The following is a 13,758-nucleotide window of genomic DNA, read 5'->3' as shown; positions in this document are numbered from 1 at the left end:
GGAAAGATTTGGAACGAAAACTATCTTTTCCGAGAATATGGAATATTTATTTCATTCGTAGCAGAATGGCCGCCTGAGGAGACAGATCCATGAGCAACAGCGAAGCGGCCCTGACGCGCGTACCCCGCGATTTCGACAGCCTGCGCAGCGTCATCATCGAACGCAAGGCGACCATGCCGAAACGGCTGGCGCAGGTGGCGGCCTATGCGCTGTCCAACCCGGACGACATGGCCTTCGGCACCGCGGCGAGCATTGCGACGGCGGCCGACGTGCAACCCTCCACGCTGGTGCGCCTTGCCCATCACCTCGGGTATGAAGGCTTTTCCGACCTCCAGAACGTTTTTCGCGCCCGGTTGCGCGATCGCACGCTGTCCTACGAGGAGCGGCTGCTGTCGCTGGAGGCCGCGCCTACCGCCAACACGGACACCGAACTGCTCTCCGGCTTCCTGACCGCGGCAAGCCAGTCCGTCGCGCGGCTGGCGAGCACCATCGACGGCGAGATCTTTTCCAAATCCGTCGAGCTGCTGGCACAGGCCGAGACCATCTATCTCGTCGCCAAGCGGCGCTCCTATCCGCTGACCGCCCACATCGCCTATGCCTTCGGCAAGCTCGGTATCCGCCACCAGATCCTCGCTTCGCCCAATGGCATCGATCCGGAAATCGCGCAGTTCGCCACCGCCAAGGACGCGGTGATCGCGGCAAGTTTCGCCCCCTACGCCGCCGACAGCCTTGCGCAGGCGCAGGAACTGGCGAGCCGCGGCGTGCCGATCGTCGCCATTACCGACTCGGTGTTTTCGCCGCTCGCCACCTCCGCCACCCATTGGTTCGAGGTCTCGGAGGCCGATTTTGCCGGCTTCCGTTCGCTTTCCGCCTCCATGGCGCTGGCAATGGCGCTTCCCGTCGCGATTGCCGAAAAACGCCGCAGCCAGCGACGAAGCACCAAACGAAATGGTGCGGAATGGAAACGGAATGAATATTCCGAATTGACAGAATAATGGAATTCATGTTTCATTTTCCCGACATACCGCCGCAGTGAGATGGCGGCGCCGCGAGACCGGGAGGAAGACATGCCGCACCTTGACCAGGACAGGACGCTCGACGTCATTACGATCGGCCGCTCGTCCGTCGATCTGTACGGCCAGCAGCTCGGCACGCGCCTGGAAGACACCGCCTCGTTCGCCAAGTCCGTCGGCGGCTGCCCGGCGAATATCGCGATCGGCACCGCCCGCCTCGGGCTCAAATCCGCGCTCATCACCCGCGTTGGCGACGAGCAGATGGGCCGTTTCATCCGCGAACAGTCCGCCCGTGAAGGGGTGAATGTCGAGGGCATCCGGACCGACAAGGACCGCCTCACCGCGCTCGTTCTGCTCGCCATCGAATCCGAAGGCGTCTCGCCGATGATCTTCGTGCGCACCGACTGTGCCGACATGGCGCTCGACGAGGGCGACGTGGACGAGGCCTTCGTGCGCTCTTCGCGCGCCGTGCTGGTTTCCGGCACGCATTTTTCCCGGCCCAACACGGAGGCCGCGCAACGCAAGGCGATCCGCATCGCCAAGGAATCGCGCGGCAAGGTCATTTTCGATATCGACTATCGCCCGAACCTCTGGGGCCTTGCCGGCCATGCGGAAGGTTTCGAGCGCTATGTGAAGTCCGACCGCGTCTCCGCCATTCTGAAATCCGTGCTGCCGGATTGCGACCTGATCGTCGGCACCGAAGAGGAGATCATGATCGCATCGGGCGCCGACGATGTGCTGTCCTCGTTGAAAGCCATCCGTGCCGTTTCCCCGGCCACCATCGTGCTGAAACGCGGCGCCATGGGCTGCATCGTCTATGACGGGCCGATTTCGGACGACCTGGAAGACGGCGTGGTCGGTGATGGCTTCCCGATCGAGGTTTATAATGTGCTGGGCGCGGGCGACGCCTTCATGTCCGGCTTCCTGCGCGGCTGGCTGAAGGGCGAGGACCACAAGACCTCCGCCACCTGGGCCAATGCCTGCGGCGCCTTCGCCGTCTCCCGCCTGCTCTGCTCGCCGGAATATCCGAGCTGGGAAGAGCTCACCTTCTTCCTGAAGAATGGCAGCAAGCATCGGGCGCTGCGCAAGGACGAGGCGATCAACCACATCCATTGGGCGACCAACCGCAAGCAGGGCGATATCCCCCTCCTCATGGCGCTCGCCTGCGACCACCGCATGCAGCTCGTCGACGTCGCCGATGAACTGAAGGTGCCGCACGAAAAAATTTCCGAGTTCAAGCGGCTGACCGTCAAGGCCGCCGCGCGCGTCGCCGATGGCCGGCCGGGTTACGGCATGCTGATCGACGAACGCTTCGGTCGCGATGCCTTCTTCGATGCCGCGACGCAGAATTTCTCTTGGCTCGGCCGCCCGGTCGAGCTACCGGGCTCCAAGCCGCTGCGCTTCGAGTTCAGCCAGGATATCGGCTCGCAGCTCGTCGAATGGCCGCTCGACCATTGCATCAAGTGCCTGTGTTTCTACCATCCGGACGATCCGGCGGCCCTCAAGAAGGAGCAGCAGGAGAAGCTGCGCACGCTTTTCGAGGCCGCGCGCCGCGTCGGGCGCGAACTGTTGATCGAGATCATCGCCGGCAAGAACGGGCCGCTCAAGGATGACACCGTGTCGACGGCGCTTCAGGAACTCTACGATCTCGGTATCAAGCCGGACTGGTGGAAGCTGGAGCCGCAGGCGTCTGCCGGCGCATGGCGGAACATCGAGGCGGTGATCGCCAAAAATGATGCTTATTGCCGTGGTATCGTGCTGCTCGGCCTGGAAGCGCCGACCGAGGACCTGGTCAAGGCCTTCGAGGCGACGAAAGTGGCACCGTCCGTGAAGGGTTTTGCCGTCGGCCGCACGATCTTCGTCGATGCCGCCCGCGCCTGGATGAGCGGCAAGATGGATGACGAGGCAGCGATCGCCCAGATGGCTGGCCGCTTCCGCGAGCTGACCGACGCCTGGCTTCGCACGCGCGGTCTGTGAATAAAGAATACGGGAGGAATATCATGTCAAAGACGATCCGGCTGACGATGGCGCAGGCCGTCGCGCATTTCCTGAAGGCACAGATGACGGTCGTCGACGGCAAGAAACAGCCGATCTTCGCGGGCGTCTGGGGCATTTTCGGCCACGGCAACGTCGCGGGCATGGGGGAAGCGCTCTACCAGGTGCGCAATGAATTGCCGACGCTGCGCGCCCATAACGAACAGGGCATGGCGCACGCCGCCGTCGCTTTCGCGAAAGCCAGCTTCCGCCAGCGCTTCATGGCCTGCACGACCTCGATCGGTCCCGGCGCGCTGAACATGATCACCGCCGCAGGCGTCGCGCATGTCAACCGCCTGCCCGTGCTGTTCCTGCCCGGCGACGTCTTCGCCAACCGCATTCCCGACCCTGTTCTCCAGCAGATCGAGAATTTCGGCGACGGCACCGTCTCGGTGAACGATGCCTTCCGCTGCGTCTCGCGCTATTTCGACCGCATCACGCGGCCCGAGCAGATCATCCCGGCGCTGAAGCGCACCATGCAGGTGCTGACCGACCCGGTCGATTGCGGCCCGGTGACGCTGTCGCTCTGCCAGGACGTGCAGGCGGAGGCCTACGACTATCCGGCCAACCTGTTCGAAGAAAAGGTCTGGACGCACCGCCGCCCTCGCCCCGACACGGACGAGCTCGCCACGGCCATCGCCACGCTGCGCAAGGCGGAGCGGCCGCTGATCATTGCCGGCGGCGGCGTGCTGTATTCGCAGGCGACGGCCGAATTGAAGGCCTTTGCCGGCATGCATGGCATTCCGGTCGCCGTCACCCAGGCCGGCAAATCGGCGCTACCGGACGATCATCCGCTCTGCATGGGCTCGATTGGCGTCACCGGCACGTCTGCCGCCAATGCCTTTGCCGAGGAGGCGGATGTCATCCTCGCCGTCGGCACCCGCATGCAGGATTTCACCACCGGCTCCTGGGCGTTGTTCAAGGGCGACGGCGTCAAGATGATCGGGCTCAACACCGTCGCCTTCGATGCCGCCAAGCACGACAGCCAGCCGCTCGTCGCCGATGCGCGCGAGGGGCTGACGCTGCTCTCCGAAGCGCTCGGCGGCTGGAAGGCCTCCGCCTCGGTGGAGGCGGCCGCCAAGAGCCGCAAGCAGGAATGGATGGCGGCCGTGAAGAAGGCGACCGCCGCCACCAATGCGGACCTGCCCTCCGATGCGCAGGTCATCGGCGCGGTGCAGCGCTCGATCGGCGGCGACAATTCGGTTCTCGTCTGCGCCGCCGGCGGTCTGCCAGGCGAGTTGCACAAGCTGTGGCAGGCGCACAAGCCGGGCGGCTACCACATGGAATACGGCTTTTCCTGCATGGGCTACGAGATTGCCGGCGGCCTCGGCGTCAAGCTCGCGCGGCCGGAGGCGGATGTCGTCGTCATGGTCGGCGACGGCTCCTACATGATGATGAATTCCGAACTCTCGACCTCCATCATGCTCGGCCAGAAGCTGACGATCGTTGTGCTCGACAATCGCGGCTATGGCTGCATCAACCGGCTGCAGATGGCAACCGGCGGCGCCAACTTCAACAACCTCCTGAAGGACTCGATGATCGAGATGATGCCCGACATCGATTTCCGCGCGCATGCCGAGAGCATGGGGGCGGTCGCCGTGAAGGTCTCGTCCATCGCCGACCTCGAAACGGCCATCCAGAGTAGCAAGGGCAACGACCGCACCTCGGTGATCGTCATCGACACGGACCCGCTCATCACGACGCAGGAAGGTGGCCATTGGTGGGATGTGGCGGTGCCTGAAGTCAGCCCTCGCACGGAGGTCAACAAGGCGCGCGAAGCCTATGAGAAGGCGCGCGCGGCACAGACCGTCGGCTAGGACAGAACCCCTCCTCCCCCTCCGTCATCCTCGGGCTTGACCCGAGGATCCATGCCGCGGGATGTGGATCCTCGGGTCAAGCCCGAGGATGACGGAGGAGAAGAAGGCAGAAACAATGACAAGGGAGGCCGCTGCCTCCGCCCAAGGAGATTTTGAGATGAAAGCCAAACTCGGCATGTCGCCCATCGCCTGGTGGAACGACGACCTTCCGGAACTCAGCGACGACGTGTCCCTGGAGGAGTGCCTGCGCCAATCGCGCAGCGCAGGCTTCACCGGCATGGAAAAGGGCCGCCGCTTTCCCGAAGATCCCGCCGTCATGCTGCCCATCCTGCGCGCGGCCGACGTGACGCTGTGCGGCGGCTGGTTCTCCGGCACGCTGGTCGACGAGGAGCTGGCCGCCAACAAGGACCGCATCGCGCCAATGATCGCGCTGTTCAAGGCGGTCAACGCGCCCTGTATCGTCTATGGCGAAGTCGGCCGGTCCATCCAGGGCGACCGCTCCAAGCCGCTCGCCACCAAGCCGCGCCTTTCCGATGACGAGATGAAGGCCTATGGCCGCCGTCTCACGGAATTCGGCGAATGGTGCGCTGAACAGGGCATGCCGCTCTCCTATCACCACCACATGGCCGCCGTGGTGGAGACCGAGCCGGAACTCGACGCCTTCATGCGCGCATCCGGCGAAGGCATTCCGCTGCTGCTCGATGCCGGGCACCTGGCCTTTGCCGGCGGCGACGTGCTGCGCGCCATCGACAACCACCACACCCGCATCAACCACGTCCACGTAAAGGATATCCGCCAGGGCGTGGTCGATGGGCTCGATCGCAGCAAACAGTCCTTCCTCGACGCGGTGGCGCTCGGCGCCTTCACCGTGCCGGGCGACGGCTCGCTCGATTTCGGCGCGATCGTCCAGCGGCTGGCGGACCATGGCTATGAAGGCTGGTTCGTCGTGGAAGCCGAACAGGACCCGCGCAAGGCACCGCCGCAGAAAATGGCCGAGGTCGGCTATGCGGAACTGATGCGCGTGATGACCGCCGCGGGTTATACCGTGGAGACGGAAGGTTTTCCGAAAGGATAAGGAACAAGCCCATGCCGAACCTGCTCGTAAAACCGGAAGGCGCGCATGGCCGCGTCAGCCATGTGACGCCGGAAAGCGCCGGCTGGACCTATGTCGGCTTCGATATGCACCACATGCGGCCGGGCGAGATTCTCTCGGCCGAGACGGGGAGCCGCGAGGTCTGCCTCGTCTGGATTTCCGGCAAGGGCAAGGCGACGGCCAGCGGCCGGGATTTCGGCGTGCTGGGCGAGCGCATGAGCCCGTTCGAGGGCGCGCCGCATGCACTTTATATACCGGCCGGTTCCAACTGGTCGGTGACGGCGGAGACCGATCTGGAACTCGCCGTCTGCTCGGCCCCGGGCGGCGGCGATTTCAAGGCCAAGGCCATTCCGCCGGGAACGCATCCGAAGGTCAGCCGCGGCAAGGGCTCGAATGTCCGCCACGTCTACAACATTATGCCGGAAAACGACGATTCGGCGCATTCGCTGCTCGTCGTGGAAGTCATCACGCCGAGCGGCAACACCTCGTCCTACCCCTCGCACAAACACGACCAGGACGACCTGCCGAACGAAAGCTTTCTGGAAGAGACCTACTACCACCGCCTCAACCCGCCGCAGGGTTTCGCCTTCCAGCGGGTCTATACGGACGACCGCTCGCTCGACGAGGCGATGGCGGTGGAGGATCGCGACGTGACGCTGGTGCCAAAGGGCTACCACCCCTGCGCCACCATCCACGGCTATGATCTCTATTACCTCAACGTGATGGCGGGGCCGAAGCGGGTGTGGAAGTTCCACAACGCCAAAGAGCATGAGTGGCTGCTCGCCTGAGCGGCCACTAGCGCTTCCATTTGCGCGTCAGCCCCCATTCCTTGGCGATGTCCAACGTCGAGGAGAAGCCGGCTTCCAGCATGAAGGGCTCGGCGGAGGTGGCGTAACCGCCGCCCTCGCCGCGCGCGACCGGCGTGCCGTGGCCCATGCCGTCGATCTCATGCAGGGTGACGAGCGGCTTGCCGTCCTTGTCCGGCCAGATGCGCGTGCGGCGGCCTTTCATGCGCTTTTCGACGAAGGCTTCCTTGGGCAGGCGGTAGAGATCGCGCCATTGCTCGACCAGCGCATATCCGTTCGACAGCGCCACCGTCTCGTCCGCCGTGCCGTGCCAGATGGAAATGACCGGCTTGCGGGCGATGCTTGGCGAAACCGTGCGCACCAGATCGCTCCATTCGTCGGCCGTGCGATCCGGCGCCTCGGCCATGGCGTCGAAGGCACGGGTGGCGTCGCGTGCGGCACCGAAGGGCAGGCCGGCGATGATCGCGCCGCCGGCAAAGACCTCCGGGTAGTTGGCGAGCATGGCGGCGGTCATGGCGCCGCCGGCGGAAAGGCCGGTGATGAAGGTGCGCTCCGGGTCGCTTGCCGCCCGCTCGGCGGCATGTGCCAGCATCTGGCGGATCGACATCAGCTCGCCGCGGTCGCGCGTCACTTCGCTCGGCCGGAACCAGGTGAAACAGAGACCCGGATTGTTCGCCTCGCGCTGCTGGGCGTAGACGACGGCAAAGCCGCGCTCCTCGGCAAGCGAGGCCCAGCCGGCGGCGCGGTCATAACTCTCGGCGCTCTGCTGGCAGCCGTGCAGCACCAGCACGAGCGGGCGCCCGGCGGGCAGGCCGTCCGGAATATGCTCGAACATGCGCAGGCCGCCGGGATTGCTGCCGAAACCCACCACTTCGGTGAGCGTGGAAGATCCTGCCGGCCGCCGTCGGGCTGCGGGTGCCTTGCGTTCCGGTTCGCGGGAAAACGGCCAGAACAGATCGCTCAGCCGGGCTTCGGTCGGCACCAGCCGCTCGACCGATCGCTTGAAACGGTCTCGCATGCTTGGCCTCCTCGTGGGGGAATTGCTCATTGTCAGATTACTTGCTCATGCGAAGGGGCAGGATCAAGGCGGAAATGGAGAAATACATGGAAAGCTCATTCTCCAGGCTCATGAGGGCATTCATAAATAGCCAAAGCGTCGGCCTGCCCATTTCGTTCCCGGCCTTTCGGAGACGGACCACCTGATGTAGCACTTCTGCAACGACAAAACCGCGACAGGATGGAAGCACATGAGCGAGCACCACAGCGCCACTCCGGAACAGGCCCGCGCCAAGATGGCGCCCTTCGACTGGGCCGACCCCTTCCTGCTCGAAGACCAGCTGACCGACGAAGAGCGCATGATCCGCGATACGGCACGCGCCTATTGCCAGGACAAGCTCGCCTCGCGCGTCACCGAGGCGAACCGCCACGAGATCTTCCACCGCGAGATCATGAGCGAGATGGGCGAACTCGGCCTGCTCGGCCCGACCGTGCCGGAGGAATATGGCGGCGTAGGTGCCAACTACGTTTCCTACGGCCTCGTCGCCCGCGAAGTCGAGCGTGTCGATTCCGGTTATCGCTCCGCGATGTCCGTGCAGTCCTCGCTCGTCATGCACCCGATCTTCGCCTATGGCACGGAAGAGACCCGCCAGAAGTATCTGCCGAAGCTCGCTTCCGGCGAATGGGTCGGCTGTTTCGGCCTGACGGAGCCGGACCATGGCTCGGACCCCTCCTCCATGATCACCCGCGCCAAGAAGGTCGACGGCGGTTACCTCGTCTCCGGCGCCAAGAACTGGATCACCAATTCGCCGATCGCCGATGTCGCCGTCATCTGGGCGAAGTCCGATGCGCATGACAACAAGATCAAGGGCTTCGTGCTGGAACGCGGCATGAAGGGTTTCGAGACGCCGAAGATCGAGGGCAAGTTCTCGCTGCGCGCCTCCGTCACCGGCATGATCATGATGCAGGACGTCTTCGTTCCCGATGAAAACCTGCTGCCGGAAGTTTCGGGCCTTGCCGGTCCGTTCGGCTGCCTCAACCGCGCCCGCTACGGCATCGCCTGGGGCGCCATGGGTGCGGCCGAATTCTGCTGGCACGCCGCGCGCCAGTACACGCTCGACCGCAAGCAGTTCGGCAAGCCGCTCGCTGCCACCCAGCTCATCCAGAAGAAGCTCGCCGACATGGAGACCGAAATCTCGCTCGGCCTGCAGGGCGCGCTCCGCCTCGGCCGCCTGTTCGACGAACACCGGGCACCCGCCGAACTCATCTCGCTGATGAAGCGCAACAATTGCGGCAAGGCGCTCGACATCGCCCGCGTGTCGCGCGACATGCACGGCGGCAACGGCGTTTCCGACGAATATGGCGTCATCCGCCACGTCATGAACCTCGAAGCGGTCAACACCTACGAGGGCACGCACGACATCCACGCGCTGATCCTCGGCCGCGCCCAGACGGGCCTCCAGGCTTTCCAGTAAGACCGCCTCCCCACCAACGTCATCCTCGGGCTTGACCCGAGGATCCACGCAGCGTCGTGGCATGGATGGTCGGGTCAAGCCCGACCATGACGGAGGAGAGGTTTCAAGACAGGATCGAAATTCCCGCGGCTGCTCGTTCAAATACGAGCGGCCGCGTTCACGTTTTATCCATCCCGTTTCGGTACAGTTGAAACCCGGAAACAGAAGCGGGAGGGCGCCATGCCCCTCGACAGCATGCACGAGCAGCTTCACCTGCGTCACCCCAAGCGCAGCTTCGTCCAGTATCGCATCGACAAGCCCGGTTTCATCACCCCGATCGGCCACCATCTCAGCACGGCGATGCGCTACACCTGCCTCATCCGCAGCATTTCCAGCGCCGGCGCGGTACTTTCCATCAACAAGGCGCTGGAGCTGCCGGAGAATTTCTACCTGGAGATCCACGCCATCCGCGACGAGATCCCCTGCACGGAATTCAAGCGCGACGGCGAGGAACTGGTGGTGCGCTTCAACATGTTCCTCGATACCGATTTCCTCGATCTCGTGCTCGGCCGCCACACGGAAAAGCATGACGCCTGAGGGCGGCAGGCGCCAAAAAACCGGACGATTAAACTTTTAAGTTTTTGTTTTAACGAAACAAAATACTCGCCTGCGACACTCCTGCCATCTCTGTCGGACATGACGTCCACCCCCTTTGGGAGAAAAGCGGCAATGAGTGACGACGACAAGAAGCGCTCCAGCGGGGGCCTTTACGAGCGGAAGTGGGAGCGTTTCGCGGTCAACCGGCAGGGCATGCTGATGACCGTCGGCTTCGACCTGATGGCGCCGAAGACGCGTAGCTGCAAGCTCGTGGACATTTCGGTCGGCGGTGCGAGCTTTACCGTGAACACCACGATCGGCCTGCCGCTGCACTACTATCTCTCCATCGTCGGCGTCACGTCACGCATCGGCTGCGCAGAGGTCTACCGCAACGACAACCGCATCGGCGTGCAGTTCATCAAGGAGATCGACGAGGAACTGCTGCGCCTGATCGTGCGCTCCGACTATTTCACCGGCGGCATCACCGGCAAGTCGAAGCAACCGGAGCGGCGCTACATGGTTGGCGTCGAGAAGAAGAGCGGCGTCGGCTCGGCCATCGGCTGATTGGGTCGGCCCTCGGCTGATCGTTTCGTCTTCACGCATTATTGGCTAGGGTGCCCGCGGGAGAATCGATTCCGGCGGGCATTTTTTGTGAGACCGGCCGGCAGCGGAAATCCCGACCGTTCCATCGATCCCAGGCGCTCTTCATGTCCGCATTTTCCCGCTTCACCGCCCTCGCCCAGACCTTGCCCTCCACGGTTCCCTTCGTCGGACCGGAAGCCATCGAACGCAACCGCGGCCTTGCCGTGCGCGCCCGTATCGGCGCGAACGAAAGCGGCTTCGGCCCCGCCCCCTCCGTGCTGGAGGCAATGCGGAAAGCGGCCGAAACGACCTGGATGTATAGCGATCCGGAGAATTTCGAGCTGCGCGAGGCGCTTGCCCTGCACCATGGCATTTCGCGCGACAATATCGCGGTCGGCGGCGGCATCGACGGCTTGCTCGGCGAGATCGTGCGGCTGGTCATCGAGCCAGGCGCGGCGGTGGTGACGTCGCTCGGCGGCTATCCCACCTTCAATTATCATGTGAACGGTTTTGGTGGCCGGCTCGTCACCGTGCCCTATGTCGCCGACCGGGAGGATCTCGACAGCCTGCTTGCCGCCGTGCGCCGGGAAAATGCGCCGCTCGTCTATTTCGCCAATCCGGACAATCCGATGGGAAGCTGGTGGGATGCCGACAATGTCGTCTCCTTCGCGCGCGCGCTGCCGGAAACGACCCTGCTCATCCTCGACGAGGCTTATGGCGAGACGGCGCCGGCGGGCACCATTCCGTCGATCGATGCGCTGATCGGCCAGCCGAACGTGCTGCGCATGCGCACCTTCTCGAAGGCCTACGGCCTTGCCGGCGCGCGGATCGGCTATGCGATCGGCACGCTCGGCAATGCGCAGGCCTTCGACAAGATCCGAAATCATTTCGGCATGGCCCGGGTTTCGGTCCAGGCGGCGCTCGCCGCGCTTGAAGACCAGGCCTATCTGACGGACGTCATCGCCCGCATTGCCGCATCCCGCGAGCGCATCTCGCAGATCGCGTTTTCCAACGGCTTGTCTCCGCTCGCCTCCGCCACCAATTTCGTCACCATCGATTGCGGCCGCGACGGCACCCACGCCCGCGCGATCGTCGATGGGTTGATGGAACATGGCGTCTTCATCCGCATGCCGGGCGTCGCCCCCCTCAACCGATGCATCCGCATCAGCGTCGGGCCGCAGGACGATATGGCGTTGCTCGAGGAAGCTTTGCCGGTTGTTTTGAAGCGAATAGCGAATAGCGAATAGCGAGTTGGGGAAAGGTGCCGCTTCGACGGTCTTCTTTTACTTTTCCCTATTCGCTATTCCCTACTCGCTATTCGCTCCTCATTCAGTGAACCGTCATCCACTCGCGGGCGGCGCGCAGCGCCAAAGCGAGGTCGGTCTTGCTCATCGTCGCTGCGAGGTCGGCGCGCAGTTCTGCGGCGCGTTCACAACCTTTGATCGCAGCGATGTTGAGCCACTTGTGGGCCTGCACCACGTCGATGTCGCAGCCGCGACCCGTGGCATACATCAGGCCCATGTCGCAGAAGGTTTCAGCGCGGCTCTCGCCGCCCGTCATGGCGGCCGTTTCGGTATTCTGAAAGTCAAAGCGTGCCATTTCGATTGTCCCTGTCTAACTGGTTTACTGCTTGTAGTGTCCTGTTTTACCTGCCCTTTCGGGCCTCCTCGGGCGCCTGCCGTCTTGTGCGGCCTTGGTCTTCCTTCAGAGTTTTGCCGGCCGGTTTTTCCGTGCTCGTCTTATGGCTCCACTATGCCGGCGGGGCTTCAAAATGCGCTTAAAATGCATGCTTAATTTGAGACAAACAAAGTCCAAACGCTTGGTAAATTTGGGTTTTCGTTAAACATCGGAACCGCTGGAAACCGGCGCATTCGTCTAAAAATTTACGGATTGTTCAACCGGCGATTTCAACCTTTTGATAACCACGCAAAACGGTCGGGTTTTTGGAGCAGGCAATTTTCGCCGGTTTCCGGCCCCGGAATCCGGCTCCCGACCATATTTACCTTTACGTCCGCGTAAGATATCTTCCGGCTCTCGTTCTGGAGGAGGAAGAGAATGAAATTGAAGACATGGATCGCCGCCGCCCTGTTCGTTGTTCCGGGGGCCGCACTTGCGGCCGAGCCGATCGAAGGCAACTGGAAGACCACCAGCGGCGAGACCGCGGCAATTGCCAAGTGCGGCGGCAGTTTCTGCATCACGCTGAAGACCGGCAAACATGCCGGCAAGCGCATCGGCAAGCTGGACGGTTCCGGCGCCGACTATACTGGCTCGATCACCGACCCGGCGGCGGACAAGACCTATAGCGGCTCCGGTGCCGTCAGCGGCAATTCGCTGAAGATGAAGGGCTGCGTGCTGAAGGTGCTGTGCAAGTCGCAGACCTGGTCCAGGCTCTGAACGAAGACGCTTGAAACCAAAAGCCGGCGCGTGCAAGCGCCGGCTTTTTTGTTTTCGGAAAGGTGCATTCACAGTCTTCCTGAACAGGAGATGAACCGACCTCTCAGGGAGCGTTCAGTCCCGCGGTGCAAAAAGGGTCACACCGAAACATTTGAATGAGGGACACACCAATGGACATCCTCGCACGCCGCCTCACGATCATCACCCTGCTGATGGCCATTTTCGCGATCATGCTCGCCGCCGCCGTCGAGACCGACTACCGCCGCAGCACGCACAACACCACCGGCAAGCTGGTGGCCTGCTCTGCCCCGCAGATGTGCCGCGCCTCGCTCTGATCCCGACTTCTTCGACGCCTGGAAACCCGCAATGATCCCCGCCCTCCTCCATACTTCAGCCACCGCGCTGCGCATCCTTGCCCTCTCGGCGATGATGATCGCTCCGGTCGGTGCGCTTGCCTGGAGCAATGCGGGCGGTCTCGGCATCGAAAAGCAGGGCGCAGGCCTCGTGCTTTTCGTGACACTCCAGCGCCAGTCGATGAGCTGAGACTGCACTTCCCGCCCCATGAATCCGTGCTAAACCGAGCAGGCTTTCGCCAATAGCCCGGAGCACCGGATGAAATCGCTTCTCGTCTTTTCCGTCGCCGCATTTGCCGAAATCGCCGGCTGCTTCGCCTTCTGGGCCTGGTGGCGGCTCGACAAATCCGTGCTCTGGCTCGTGCCCGGCATGGCCTCGCTTGCGCTTTTCGGCTGGCTTCTCACCCAGGTCGACAGCGCCTTTGCCGGCCGCGCCTACGCTGCCTATGGCGGGGTCTATATCGCGGCCTCCCTCCTCTGGCTGTGGTTTGCCGAGGGCATGCGGCCCGACCGCTTCGATGTTGCGGGCGCGGCCCTTGCGCTTGTCGGCGCCGGGATCATTCTCGCGGCACCGCGATAGGGCCTGTGGGCGTCTCCAAGTTGTCGTTTGCTTGTAAAA

15 protein-coding genes are annotated in these 13,758 nt (G+C 63.4%); 13 read left to right on the top strand and 2 right to left on the bottom strand.

Going from position 1 to position 13,758, the window contains the following annotated elements; translation table 11 throughout:
- The first annotated feature begins 89 nt into the window (after positions 1 to 89).
- From J2Y63_RS04530 to iolB, 5 genes are all read left to right on the top strand, one after another.
- The gene (locus tag J2Y63_RS04530) at positions 90 to 995 is read left to right on the top strand and encodes a MurR/RpiR family transcriptional regulator (RefSeq protein ID WP_435265135.1); all 906 of its coding nucleotides are present in this window, start codon (positions 90 to 92) and stop codon (positions 993 to 995) included.
- Between the two features lie 72 nt (positions 996 to 1,067).
- Positions 1,068 to 2,990, top strand: coding sequence for a bifunctional 5-dehydro-2-deoxygluconokinase/5-dehydro-2-deoxyphosphogluconate aldolase (locus tag J2Y63_RS04525; protein ID WP_435265134.1), 1,923 nt, complete (start codon positions 1,068 to 1,070; stop codon positions 2,988 to 2,990).
- Positions 2,991 to 3,013: 23 nt separating this feature from the next.
- The gene (gene iolD / locus J2Y63_RS04520; protein WP_435265133.1) at positions 3,014 to 4,864 is read left to right on the top strand and encodes a 3D-(3,5/4)-trihydroxycyclohexane-1,2-dione acylhydrolase (decyclizing); all 1,851 of its coding nucleotides are present in this window, start codon (positions 3,014 to 3,016) and stop codon (positions 4,862 to 4,864) included.
- A 157-nt stretch (positions 4,865 to 5,021) separates the two neighbouring features.
- Positions 5,022 to 5,939 (top strand): myo-inosose-2 dehydratase, encoded by a 918-nt coding sequence (iolE, locus tag J2Y63_RS04515; protein WP_435265132.1) that lies wholly within the window; start codon positions 5,022 to 5,024, stop codon positions 5,937 to 5,939.
- 11 nt (positions 5,940 to 5,950) lie between these two features.
- Positions 5,951 to 6,745: a 5-deoxy-glucuronate isomerase gene (gene iolB / locus J2Y63_RS04510; RefSeq protein ID WP_435265131.1), complete on the top strand. Its 795-nt coding sequence runs from the start codon at positions 5,951 to 5,953 to the stop codon at positions 6,743 to 6,745.
- A 7-nt stretch (positions 6,746 to 6,752) separates the two neighbouring features.
- Here the strand turns inward: iolB and J2Y63_RS04505 are convergent, their stop codons facing one another.
- A complete protein-coding gene (locus J2Y63_RS04505) occupies positions 6,753 to 7,781 on the bottom strand; it encodes an extracellular catalytic domain type 1 short-chain-length polyhydroxyalkanoate depolymerase (RefSeq protein WP_435265130.1) in 1,029 nt (342 codons plus the stop codon).
- Between the two features lie 229 nt (positions 7,782 to 8,010).
- Between J2Y63_RS04505 and J2Y63_RS04500 the strand changes: the two genes are divergently transcribed.
- The 4 genes from J2Y63_RS04500 (at position 8,011) to J2Y63_RS04485 (ending at position 11,639) form a co-directional block, all read left to right on the top strand.
- Positions 8,011 to 9,234, top strand: coding sequence for an acyl-CoA dehydrogenase (locus J2Y63_RS04500; RefSeq protein ID WP_435265129.1), 1,224 nt, complete (start codon positions 8,011 to 8,013; stop codon positions 9,232 to 9,234).
- Positions 9,235 to 9,453: 219 nt separating this feature from the next.
- A complete protein-coding gene (locus J2Y63_RS04495) occupies positions 9,454 to 9,810 on the top strand; it encodes a hypothetical protein (RefSeq protein ID WP_435265128.1) in 357 nt (118 codons plus the stop codon).
- Positions 9,811 to 9,942: 132 nt separating this feature from the next.
- A complete protein-coding gene (locus tag J2Y63_RS04490; RefSeq protein ID WP_256120903.1) occupies positions 9,943 to 10,374 on the top strand; it encodes a PilZ domain-containing protein in 432 nt (143 codons plus the stop codon).
- Positions 10,375 to 10,517: 143 nt separating this feature from the next.
- Positions 10,518 to 11,639: a pyridoxal phosphate-dependent aminotransferase gene (locus J2Y63_RS04485; protein WP_435265127.1), complete on the top strand. Its 1,122-nt coding sequence runs from the start codon at positions 10,518 to 10,520 to the stop codon at positions 11,637 to 11,639.
- A gap of 82 nt (positions 11,640 to 11,721) precedes the next feature.
- Here the strand turns inward: J2Y63_RS04485 and J2Y63_RS04480 are convergent, their stop codons facing one another.
- On the bottom strand, positions 11,722 to 11,991 hold the full coding sequence (locus J2Y63_RS04480) for an SEL1-like repeat protein (protein ID WP_435265126.1): 270 nt from the start codon (positions 11,989 to 11,991) through the stop codon (positions 11,722 to 11,724).
- 456 nt (positions 11,992 to 12,447) lie between these two features.
- Here J2Y63_RS04480 and J2Y63_RS04475 point away from each other — a divergent pair, with 456 nt between their 5' ends.
- The 4 genes from J2Y63_RS04475 to J2Y63_RS04460 all read left to right on the top strand — a co-directional run bounded on the left by J2Y63_RS04475 (position 12,448) and on the right by J2Y63_RS04460 (position 13,719).
- Positions 12,448 to 12,786: a DUF2147 domain-containing protein gene (locus J2Y63_RS04475; RefSeq protein WP_435265125.1), complete on the top strand. Its 339-nt coding sequence runs from the start codon at positions 12,448 to 12,450 to the stop codon at positions 12,784 to 12,786.
- A gap of 170 nt (positions 12,787 to 12,956) precedes the next feature.
- A complete protein-coding gene (locus tag J2Y63_RS04470) occupies positions 12,957 to 13,121 on the top strand; it encodes a hypothetical protein (protein ID WP_256120899.1) in 165 nt (54 codons plus the stop codon).
- Between the two features lie 31 nt (positions 13,122 to 13,152).
- Positions 13,153 to 13,329, top strand: a complete 177-nt coding sequence (locus J2Y63_RS04465; protein ID WP_256120898.1) for a hypothetical protein — start codon at positions 13,153 to 13,155, stop codon at positions 13,327 to 13,329.
- Between the two features lie 69 nt (positions 13,330 to 13,398).
- The gene (locus J2Y63_RS04460) at positions 13,399 to 13,719 is read left to right on the top strand and encodes a YnfA family protein (protein ID WP_435265124.1); all 321 of its coding nucleotides are present in this window, start codon (positions 13,399 to 13,401) and stop codon (positions 13,717 to 13,719) included.
- The last annotated feature ends 39 nt before the right edge of the window (positions 13,720 to 13,758 follow it).

The organism is Shinella sp. BE166 (assembly GCF_051201095.1).
Classification (GTDB): Bacteria; Pseudomonadota; Alphaproteobacteria; order Rhizobiales; family Rhizobiaceae; genus Shinella; species Shinella lacus.
Note: the sequence above shows the minus strand (reverse complement) of the source record. Positions and strands in the feature narration are given on the sequence as shown.

What these genes read in the sequence shown, in the direction of transcription:
- J2Y63_RS04525 (WP_435265134.1), top strand. Translation starts at nt 1,068, where the DNA reads ATGCCGCACCTTGACCAGGACAGGACGCTCGACGTCATTACGATCGGC.
- J2Y63_RS04480 (WP_435265126.1), bottom strand. Translation starts at nt 11,991, where the DNA reads ATGGCACGCTTTGACTTTCAGAATACCGAAACGGCCGCCATGACGGGC.
- J2Y63_RS04530 (WP_435265135.1), top strand. Translation starts at nt 90, where the DNA reads ATGAGCAACAGCGAAGCGGCCCTGACGCGCGTACCCCGCGATTTCGAC.
- J2Y63_RS04490 (WP_256120903.1), top strand. Translation starts at nt 9,943, where the DNA reads ATGAGTGACGACGACAAGAAGCGCTCCAGCGGGGGCCTTTACGAGCGG.
- J2Y63_RS04495 (WP_435265128.1), top strand. Translation starts at nt 9,454, where the DNA reads ATGCCCCTCGACAGCATGCACGAGCAGCTTCACCTGCGTCACCCCAAG.
- J2Y63_RS04505 (WP_435265130.1), bottom strand. Translation starts at nt 7,781, where the DNA reads ATGCGAGACCGTTTCAAGCGATCGGTCGAGCGGCTGGTGCCGACCGAA.
- J2Y63_RS04460 (WP_435265124.1), top strand. Translation starts at nt 13,399, where the DNA reads ATGAAATCGCTTCTCGTCTTTTCCGTCGCCGCATTTGCCGAAATCGCC.
- J2Y63_RS04500 (WP_435265129.1), top strand. Translation starts at nt 8,011, where the DNA reads ATGAGCGAGCACCACAGCGCCACTCCGGAACAGGCCCGCGCCAAGATG.
- J2Y63_RS04465 (WP_256120898.1), top strand. Translation starts at nt 13,153, where the DNA reads ATGATCCCCGCCCTCCTCCATACTTCAGCCACCGCGCTGCGCATCCTT.
- iolD (WP_435265133.1), top strand. Translation starts at nt 3,014, where the DNA reads ATGTCAAAGACGATCCGGCTGACGATGGCGCAGGCCGTCGCGCATTTC.
- iolB (WP_435265131.1), top strand. Translation starts at nt 5,951, where the DNA reads ATGCCGAACCTGCTCGTAAAACCGGAAGGCGCGCATGGCCGCGTCAGC.
- J2Y63_RS04485 (WP_435265127.1), top strand. Translation starts at nt 10,518, where the DNA reads ATGTCCGCATTTTCCCGCTTCACCGCCCTCGCCCAGACCTTGCCCTCC.
- J2Y63_RS04475 (WP_435265125.1), top strand. Translation starts at nt 12,448, where the DNA reads ATGAAATTGAAGACATGGATCGCCGCCGCCCTGTTCGTTGTTCCGGGG.
- iolE (WP_435265132.1), top strand. Translation starts at nt 5,022, where the DNA reads ATGAAAGCCAAACTCGGCATGTCGCCCATCGCCTGGTGGAACGACGAC.
- J2Y63_RS04470 (WP_256120899.1), top strand. Translation starts at nt 12,957, where the DNA reads ATGGACATCCTCGCACGCCGCCTCACGATCATCACCCTGCTGATGGCC.